The organism is Megasphaera sp. MJR8396C (assembly GCF_001546855.1).
Lineage (GTDB): Bacteria > Bacillota > Negativicutes > Veillonellales > Megasphaeraceae > Megasphaera.
This window is the reverse complement of the sequence record NZ_KQ958148.1, coordinates 1-8,108: the sequence shown is the minus strand read 5'-3', so window position 1 is coordinate 8,108 and position 8,108 is coordinate 1. Positions and strand designations below refer to the sequence as shown.

The window sequence follows — 8,108 nt, the reverse complement described above, 5'->3', positions numbered from 1 at the left end:
TTATCATGCCTATTCGGCGCCAAAAAAACGCCCCTGCAAAAGGTTCACTTTTGCAGGGGCGTTCTATCATTTCACACGGAGTATGAACACTAAGGATAGACTGAAACGCTTATTTTACGATGACCGATACGCCGTCAGGAATAACGGTGATCTTCGGTTCTTTCACGCCTTTTTCAGCCAATACGTCTTTTGCCATGGACAGTGCTTCTTCGATGGACGAAGCGTATTTCATGTGCATATCTTCGATCATCTGTTTCGGAGCTTCCGTAACCATGATGATCGTAAACCGCAGGAGCATGCGCATGAGGATCTGAGCTTCCCATTGGTCAAAGACCGTTTCGTTGCGGCCGCGGGCCAGGATTTCATCCATAGCCTTCTGGAGGGACGTAGCATTCTTCAAGTTGTTGTAGAAGTCTTCGCCGCCGTGACCGTCAGAGCAGGACGATACGTCGATGATGACGCCGCCTTCTTTACAAGTAGCTTCAGCTGCCGTCATGCCTTTAACGGACTGGTAAATGTTCTGGTCCAAAGGATAGCCGCCATTGGTCGTGATGACGATATCAGCCGGAATCGGTTTAACGCCGGCCAATTTCATTTCGAAGTCGACACCGGCATAATGAGCTTCTTCGCGGTCGCCGGCAAAAGCAGCGATGACTTTCTTATCAGCGTCGATGACGACGTTGCAGATGAAGGCCAGGTTAGCAGCTTTCGCAGCATAGAGCATATCTTCATGAATCGGGTTGCCTTTCAAGATACCCGTACGGGCATTGGGGCTGGCGATGAATTCCGAGCAGTGGTTAGCCAAAACCGTGATTTTGCTGGCAATCCCCGGCAAAACGGATTTACGGCCACCGGACATGCCGGCGAAGAAATGAGGTTCAATGAAGCCTTCAGCAACGAGCAGATCGGCATTGGCAGCCAATTTGTTGATCAGGCATTCGCCGCCGGACGGCAAGGTGCCGATGCTGACCATGTCTTCGTCGTTACGGCTGACATGGATAGAGAATTTTTCGTTTTCGGCAATTTCTTTGCCGTATTTAGCAACTAATTCTTCCTGCGTTGTCGGGCGATGCATCCCCGTTGCAATGAGGATGGTGATGTCGATGTCCGGATTTCCTTTGCGCAGTTCAGCCAGGAGCTGCGGCATGATGACATGGCTCGGTACGGGACGAGTATGGTCACTGGAAATAATGACGCAAGTTTTTTTACCTTTGGCCAATTCGCTCAGTTTCGGGCTGCCAATCGGGTTGGCTAAGGCATCGGCAACGAGTTCTTCTTCCGATTTCGGTGCTTTATAATCGTGAGCATGGGAAACGAGAACGCCGGCTACCTGTTCATCCGGCAGTTCAAAATTGATTTTTTCTTTGCCAAAAGGCACTGCAAACTTCTGCATACGTACACACCCTTTCTAAATCCGCGCTATTTTCATAGCATTTCATAGCTCTAAAGAGAAAGGGCAAAGCCTTGGCCTTGCCCTTTTTCCTCAGTATGCAACTATAACTTATTCTTCGACCGGAACTTCGTCGTTGATGCTGACAACTTTGCCCGGGTTCATGATGTTCTTCGGATCCAGTGCTTTCTTAACAGCTTTCATCATACTGAGTTCAACGGGGTCCGTGTATTTTTCGAGGAGAGCTTCACGTTTGTAGCCAATGCCGTGTTCGCCGGAGAGGCGGCCGCCGAGCTGGTAAACGAGAGCGTAGATTTCGCCCTGGATTTTCGGGAGCATTTCTTCCCATTCTTCCTGAGTGCGGTCATCTTTCAAGATATCGATATGGACGTTGCCGTCGCCGCAGTGGCCGGCGCAGTGCATAGCGACATCGTATTTTTCAGCCAAACGGGAAATCTGCTGTACAGCATCAGGGATTTCCGTCATCGGAACGACGATATCTTCCATGGAGAAGACTAAGCTGCGAGCGCGGTCAGCTTCGAGGTATGCTTTACGGGATTTCCAAATAACAGCCGGGTCAGCAACCAAGGAGTCGATAGCGTTGTTTTCTTCAGCCAATTCGACGATCTTTTCGCACTGTTCATCAAGGACATCTTCACTGTCGCCAGCGATCTGGATGATGATGTAGTTGCCAACGTCGGATTTCGGCAGTTTTTCGTCGAGGAATACTTCAACCTGTTTGATAGATGCGTTATCCATGAATTCAACGCAGACCGGAGTGATGCCGGCGCCCATGACTTTCGGAGTCAAAGCGATAGCGTCGTCGAGGTTGTCGAATACAGCCAAGAGGTCCATCTGGTATTTCGGAAGAGCAACCAGTTTGAGGTAAATCTTGGTGATGATGCCGAGGGTACCTTCAGAACCGATGAAGAGGTGCATCAGCATGTAGCCCGTAGCGTTTTTACGGAATTTACCGCCAAGCGTTACGACTTCGCCGCTCGGAGTAACGACTTCCATACCCATGACCTGGTCACGAGTTACCCCATATTTGACAGCGCGGTTACCGCCGGCGTTGGTAGCAACGTTACCGCCGATGAAGCAAGAGTCCCCACTGCAGGGGTCGCCGCCGTAGAAGAGGCCTTCCTTCTGAACGGATTCCTGGAGAACGGCCGTGGTGACGCCCGGTTCGGTAACACAGACCATGTTGTCTTTGTCGATTTCGATGATGTTGTTCATGCGTTCAATAGAGATGATAACGCCGCCGAACGTAGCAACAGCACCGGCTGCAAGGCCCGTACCAGCAGCACGCGGAACCATAACTGTATCGTTTTCATAACAGAGTTTTACGACTTTGGAAACTTCTTCCGTCGTAGCAGGGAGAACGACGACCTGCGGTTCTTTCATGTAATGAGGGTCCGTTACTTCGTCGTGAGCATACGGTTCAAGTTTTTCTTTGTCCGTATAAACGTACTTTTCGCCAACGATTTGTTTGAACTGTTCAATTAACTCTGGTGAAACTTTACCTTTTGCCATAATACATACCTCCAAATAATGAAAAGAATAAGCATAACACTTATTTACATCCGGAAATGACTTCCAGACTAAGACCGAATATAACGAAAACATAAACTAGTCTGTTGTGTTTATTCTTCGTTTATCTCTTACAGGTATCATTATACTCTACTTTGCTATGCATGTAAATTACATTTGCACATTTTATACATATCACTTTTCGATTGATTTGTACTATTCCATGATAAGTTATCATAAGAACGGTTTATTTTTAAATAAACCAGCGGCAAACGAAAAATTTTAAACGGTGATTATTTTTACGAATTTTTACTATGCTTTAAAGTAATATTGTATTATTCCTATAAGGAAACGTTTCGTATGAGGAACATTTCACAACAGATTATATCACATTGTTCCTGTTAGAAAAAGGGTATGCTACATAGATATGCAGCATACTCTTTCATGCTTGCCTGCTATATAGATTAGTTGACTAAGAAGGGAACGATGCTGGGCGCTGCGATCGTGATGAGCCCGGCAATGACCAGTAAGAAGAGGCAATAACCGACAGTGCCGCGCATGATTTCGCCTTCCTTGCCGTCAGCAACGGCACCGACAGCACCGATACCGAGAGCAATACTCTGAGGAGAAAGCATCTTGCCGATACAACCGCCAAGAGAACTTGCACCTGCCAGCCACGGCTGACTCATTCCAAGGCTGGATGCAACCGAAGTCTGGAGCGGTCCAAAGAGGACGTTGGCATTGGTGCACGATCCGGTAATGAAAGCGCCTAAGCCGCCAACAAAGGGAGCGAAAATCGGATAACCGTTGCCTGTTGCAAAGACCAGGGCATCGGCGATTTCTTTAGTCATGCCCGAGTAGGTCATCAATTTTGCGACGACGACGACGGTGATGATCGTCAAGTACGTGAAGCGCAGGCCGACGAAGTTGTCTTTAAAGACCTGTGCGATTTTACCAACGGAAGCACCCTGGTAAAGGCCGCCCAAAATAGAGGCGATGAAGATCATGATACCGGGGACAGCGATCCAGGTAAAGGTGTACGGTTTAGCACCGGGACCGGCGTAGATAGGAACCGTCGTTTTAATCGAAGCCAAAGGTCCGTTGATGAACGGGAAGAGTTTCGACGTGCCGACGAGAAGGACGAAGATCAAGATGAAGATCATAGCTGCTTTGACGCCTTCGCCAAAGGAAACAGCTTTCTGATCGTCCGTTTTGAAGTCGACCTGGTATTCCGGATTGCTCGTCGTCTTGCAGGCTCTGGAATAAAGGACGATGACAGCCATGATGATGATGGACGAAACCATAACCGGCAGTTCAGCACCGATGGTCACGGAAATGAGCAGCTGCGGGATAGCGAGAGCCAAGCCCGAAAGAAGAGTAACGATTCCGACGCCCTTGATGGCTTTCAGGCCGCCGCCGATACAAATAACCATTAAGAACGGAACGATAAGGTCAGGAATAAAGGATACGATGGAAACTTTCGTAGCCAAGACACCGGAATCAAGACCCGTAACGGCAGCCATGGTCGTCGTCGGGATACCGATGGAACCGAACGAAGGCGCTACGGCGTTAGAAATCAAGCAGGCAACGATGGTCTTAATCGGCGGATAGCCGAGGGCAACCAACATCGCTGCCGGAATAGCAACAGCCGTACCAAACCCGGCCATGCCTTCCATAAAAGTACCGAAGCCCCAAGCAATGAGCAAGAACAGTACACGTTTGTCTTCACTAACCGTGGTCAGCATCTGTTTGATAATTTCCAGGCTGCCCGTTGCAACCGTCAATTTATAAGCAAACAGTGCCATAACGATGACCAACAAAATCGGCCAACATGCCAGGGCAACCCCTTCCAGTGCCGCCGAAATAGCGATGGGAACCGGCATGTCATAAACGGCCACAGCAACAATAAATGCGATAATGGCTGCGATTGGGCACGCTTTCCAACCGGCCATCTTCAAGAATCCCAATGCTACGATGAGAAATAGAATCGGGAGTAAGGCCAAGATAACCATTACATAACACCCTTTCATAAAAAATACACGTCACGCCATTAATAGGCATGGGCTCGTCCATAAAATATTATGGGCAGCGCCGTTTCTCATATTAGATTGTATCCGGATACAAGCTCTATGGTTGTTATTATATACCTGAAAGTAATGTTTGTAAATTACATTTAGACATAATCATATGCTTATTTTCGATATAAATCACAATATTCTTTACTATTTTGCATATAGCGCCATAAAAACTTGGAGTTTATAAACCAAAAATAATTAAATCTTATTTTTACTATTACTTTTTATCATATTTAAATTATCTAAAAAGCGCATAACAAAGCCATTTATAAACGATTTCTAACAAGATGATTTCCTTTATTTTACTAAAAGGGAAAACAAAAAATTACCCTGTGAAGACATTCGCCTTCACAGGGTAATTTGCTAGAGGTTTCTATTTTTTTCGGCCGACGCACGAACGGCATTCATGGCGGCTGCACGGAAACCGCCTTCTTCTAACGTCCGTACCGCTTCAATCGTCGTCCCGCCGGGAGAGCAGACGGCATCTTTTAAGGCGCCGGGGTGGGCTCCCGTTTTAAGAACCATCTTCGCCGCCCCCAACACGGTCTGGGCGGCAAAGGTATAGGCCATCTGACGCGGCATGCCTTCGAGAACGGCACCATCGGCCAAGGCTTCAATAAACAAGTAGACGTAAGCAGGACCACTTCCGCTGAGGCCGCAGACGGCATCGATCATTTTTTCATCGACGACTTCGGCCTTACCGAAGCTGGAAAAAACAGCGACGGCATCGGCCGTTTCTTCGGCCGTCACCATGCCGTTCGGTGAAATAGAAGCCATGCCCTGCCCCACCATAGCCGGTGTATTGGGCATGACGCGGATGATTTTCGTCGCTTCTCCGGCATAGCCGGCAAGGCTTTCCAGCGACACGCCGGCGGCGATGGAAATGACGACACTGTCCGAAGACAGGCCGTCGCGAACAGACGCCAGGGCCTTTTCCATCATATTCGGCTTGACGCCCATGATGAGCGCCTGAGAGCGCTTGGCTAATTCCAAGGGAGAATCGACGACGACAGCTCCCGTTTCCTCGGCTAAGGCAGCTGCCTTTTCCCGATGGATGTTATAGAGATAGATGTGGTCTGCGGCAATGGCTTTCGATGCCACCAGTCCTTTGACGATAGCCTGCCCCATATTGCCCGTTCCACAGACACCGATGGATTTAAACATAAGGCACGATCCTTTCTGCAGCCCTTACTGCTGAACGCCGACGGCATCAAAGGTCGCTTTGATCTTCGCTGCCAAACCGCGAATCTTGTTTTTAGAAACAGAGCAAACAGCTAAACGAATCCCTTTTTCCAAGGGAACGAGGAAGATATTTTCTTTTTCCAGTTCGTCGCAAACCTTCTGAGAACCGATCAAGGGGATGGTAATGAAGAAGCCGGAAATATACCGCAAATATTTCAAACCGCATTGGTCAGCTTCCTTCATGAACAAATCGGCTCGTTCCTGGATGAGGTGGAAATATTTAGCCCGTTCGGCATCGAGTTCGGCAACTTTAGCCGGATCTTTGCAAATGTTGGCCATGACCTTCATAGCAGCGCTGTTGGAATTAGACCACGTAGCCCGGCTGGTATACTGGTTGATGGCAACAAATTCATCGGCAATATCCTTATTCGGCGTAATACCGATCATAGCCCCCATACGCTGTCCGTACATGGTAAAGCCCTTACTGCAGGTATAGGCCACGATGATGAAGACATTGTCCGGCATATTGCCGAATTTTTTGAAGAATTTGCGGCATTCGTGCTTTTCACCACTATAATCGAGATAGGCGACGTCCGAGACGAAGATGATATTCTTATCCTTACCTTTGACGACGTCTTTTAAGAAGGCCAGGACCTGATCCCAGTCGGCGTCAGAAAGGCCAAAGCCCGTCGGGTTATTGGCCGGAGAATTCATGATGATAACCGTGTTGTACTGCTTAGCAACCATATCGCTGACATGTTCTTTGAAGCTTTCGAAATTGAATTTTCCGTCATCGGTCAGCAAGTTAAATTCCCGCAGCTTACGGCCATTATCGTGACACATAGAACCGTAAGCACCCCAGTGCCAATCACTGGTCAAGATGTCGTCACCCCATTCAGAATAGTTGTGAATGACGTGATGGAGAACGCCGGAGCCGCCAGAGGTGGCGCAGGCACGGATATAACCGTCCGGGCGGGATTCGCCAAAACACTGATCAATGGCAGCTTCCAGATAATCAGGATAGCCCTGAATCGGTGCATAAGCAACGATTTCTTTCGGCGTCAGTGCCTTGTAAGCCTTTTGTACGACATCAAGCATGACCAGATTGCCGTCTTCATCGAGTAAGGAACCGACAGTACCGTTGATGACCTTATCAGCCCCTAATTTTTCTGTCAAAGCAACGGCCCGGTTGTTGGCACCAAAAATTTTATCTTCAGCACTCTTCCCCTTTGCCTGCGGTGCTGCAACACTTTTTACCATATGAATCAACTCCCCTTTCTTAGTTACATACACATTTATACCACATTCAAAGTAGAATGACAACAAACAGTCTATATATATCTGCGATGTATTCAAAATACAAAGGATATATCCAGCTTATTTCTTATCCTTTTCGGCATTAGCATGAATAGCTTAAAATAATGGCATAACTGTCCCAAAAATCGTTATATAACGGAATCATCAGTTACTATAATTATATGTATTATAGTGAATAGCTATTATTTAGTGAATAAAAGGAAGATATGCGTGCTGAAACTGAAAGGAAAATAGGATTAAGTGATTCAGTCTGTTTTATATACCTCTACGGCTTCCTATCTGGAAAGGCTCGATAAGTCTTGTTTACGGCAATCTGGTCGCCTTCGGCATCCGTCTAAAAGACGTCTGATTCCAGATTCCCTCACCCACTCCGAAGCTTTACTTCGGAGTAAGCGATTCAGTCAGTTTTATGCGTCGCTTCCACCCGAGATTATCTGACCTGAGACTCCCCCACCCACTCCGAAGCTTTGCTCCGGAGTAAGCGACTCACGAAGATTTATGCGTCCCTTCGGTCCTTTAAATCTTGTTCGCTGCTTAAATCTGCTTCTCTACTTATATCTAGTCCACTGTCTACTAATCTTGACATACAAAAAAAGAAGCACTTCATTATCGAA

The 8,108-nt window shown here is 47.5% G+C and carries 5 protein-coding genes; all 5 read right to left on the bottom strand.

The annotated features are described in order from the left end of the window. Positions 1-109: 109 nt before the first annotated feature. On the bottom strand, positions 110-1,393 hold the full coding sequence (larA, locus tag HMPREF3201_RS01425) for a nickel-dependent lactate racemase (protein WP_062411395.1): 1,284 nt from the start codon (positions 1,391-1,393) through the stop codon (positions 110-112). 108 nt (positions 1,394-1,501) lie between these two features. After that, complete coding sequence (locus tag HMPREF3201_RS01420; RefSeq protein ID WP_062411394.1) at positions 1,502-2,923, bottom strand: FAD-binding oxidoreductase; 1,422 nt, start codon at positions 2,921-2,923, stop codon at positions 1,502-1,504. A gap of 461 nt (positions 2,924-3,384) precedes the next feature. After that, positions 3,385-4,932 (bottom strand): L-lactate permease, encoded by a 1,548-nt coding sequence (locus HMPREF3201_RS01415; protein WP_082709369.1) that lies wholly within the window; start codon positions 4,930-4,932, stop codon positions 3,385-3,387. A 426-nt stretch (positions 4,933-5,358) separates the two neighbouring features. Then, entirely contained in the window at positions 5,359-6,159 is an 801-nt protein-coding gene (gene proC, locus HMPREF3201_RS01410; protein WP_062411393.1) for a pyrroline-5-carboxylate reductase, read from the bottom strand. 24 nt (positions 6,160-6,183) lie between these two features. After that, positions 6,184-7,437 (bottom strand): pyridoxal phosphate-dependent aminotransferase, encoded by a 1,254-nt coding sequence (locus HMPREF3201_RS01405; RefSeq protein ID WP_062411392.1) that lies wholly within the window; start codon positions 7,435-7,437, stop codon positions 6,184-6,186. Positions 7,438-8,108 lie beyond the last annotated feature (671 nt).

What these genes read in the sequence shown, in the direction of transcription:
- larA (WP_062411395.1), bottom strand. Translation starts at nt 1,393, where the DNA reads ATGCAGAAGTTTGCAGTGCCTTTTGGCAAAGAAAAAATCAATTTTGAA.
- HMPREF3201_RS01420 (WP_062411394.1), bottom strand. Translation starts at nt 2,923, where the DNA reads ATGGCAAAAGGTAAAGTTTCACCAGAGTTAATTGAACAGTTCAAACAA.
- HMPREF3201_RS01415 (WP_082709369.1), bottom strand. Translation starts at nt 4,932, where the DNA reads ATGGTTATCTTGGCCTTACTCCCGATTCTATTTCTCATCGTAGCATTG.
- proC (WP_062411393.1), bottom strand. Translation starts at nt 6,159, where the DNA reads ATGTTTAAATCCATCGGTGTCTGTGGAACGGGCAATATGGGGCAGGCT.
- HMPREF3201_RS01405 (WP_062411392.1), bottom strand. Translation starts at nt 7,437, where the DNA reads ATGGTAAAAAGTGTTGCAGCACCGCAGGCAAAGGGGAAGAGTGCTGAA.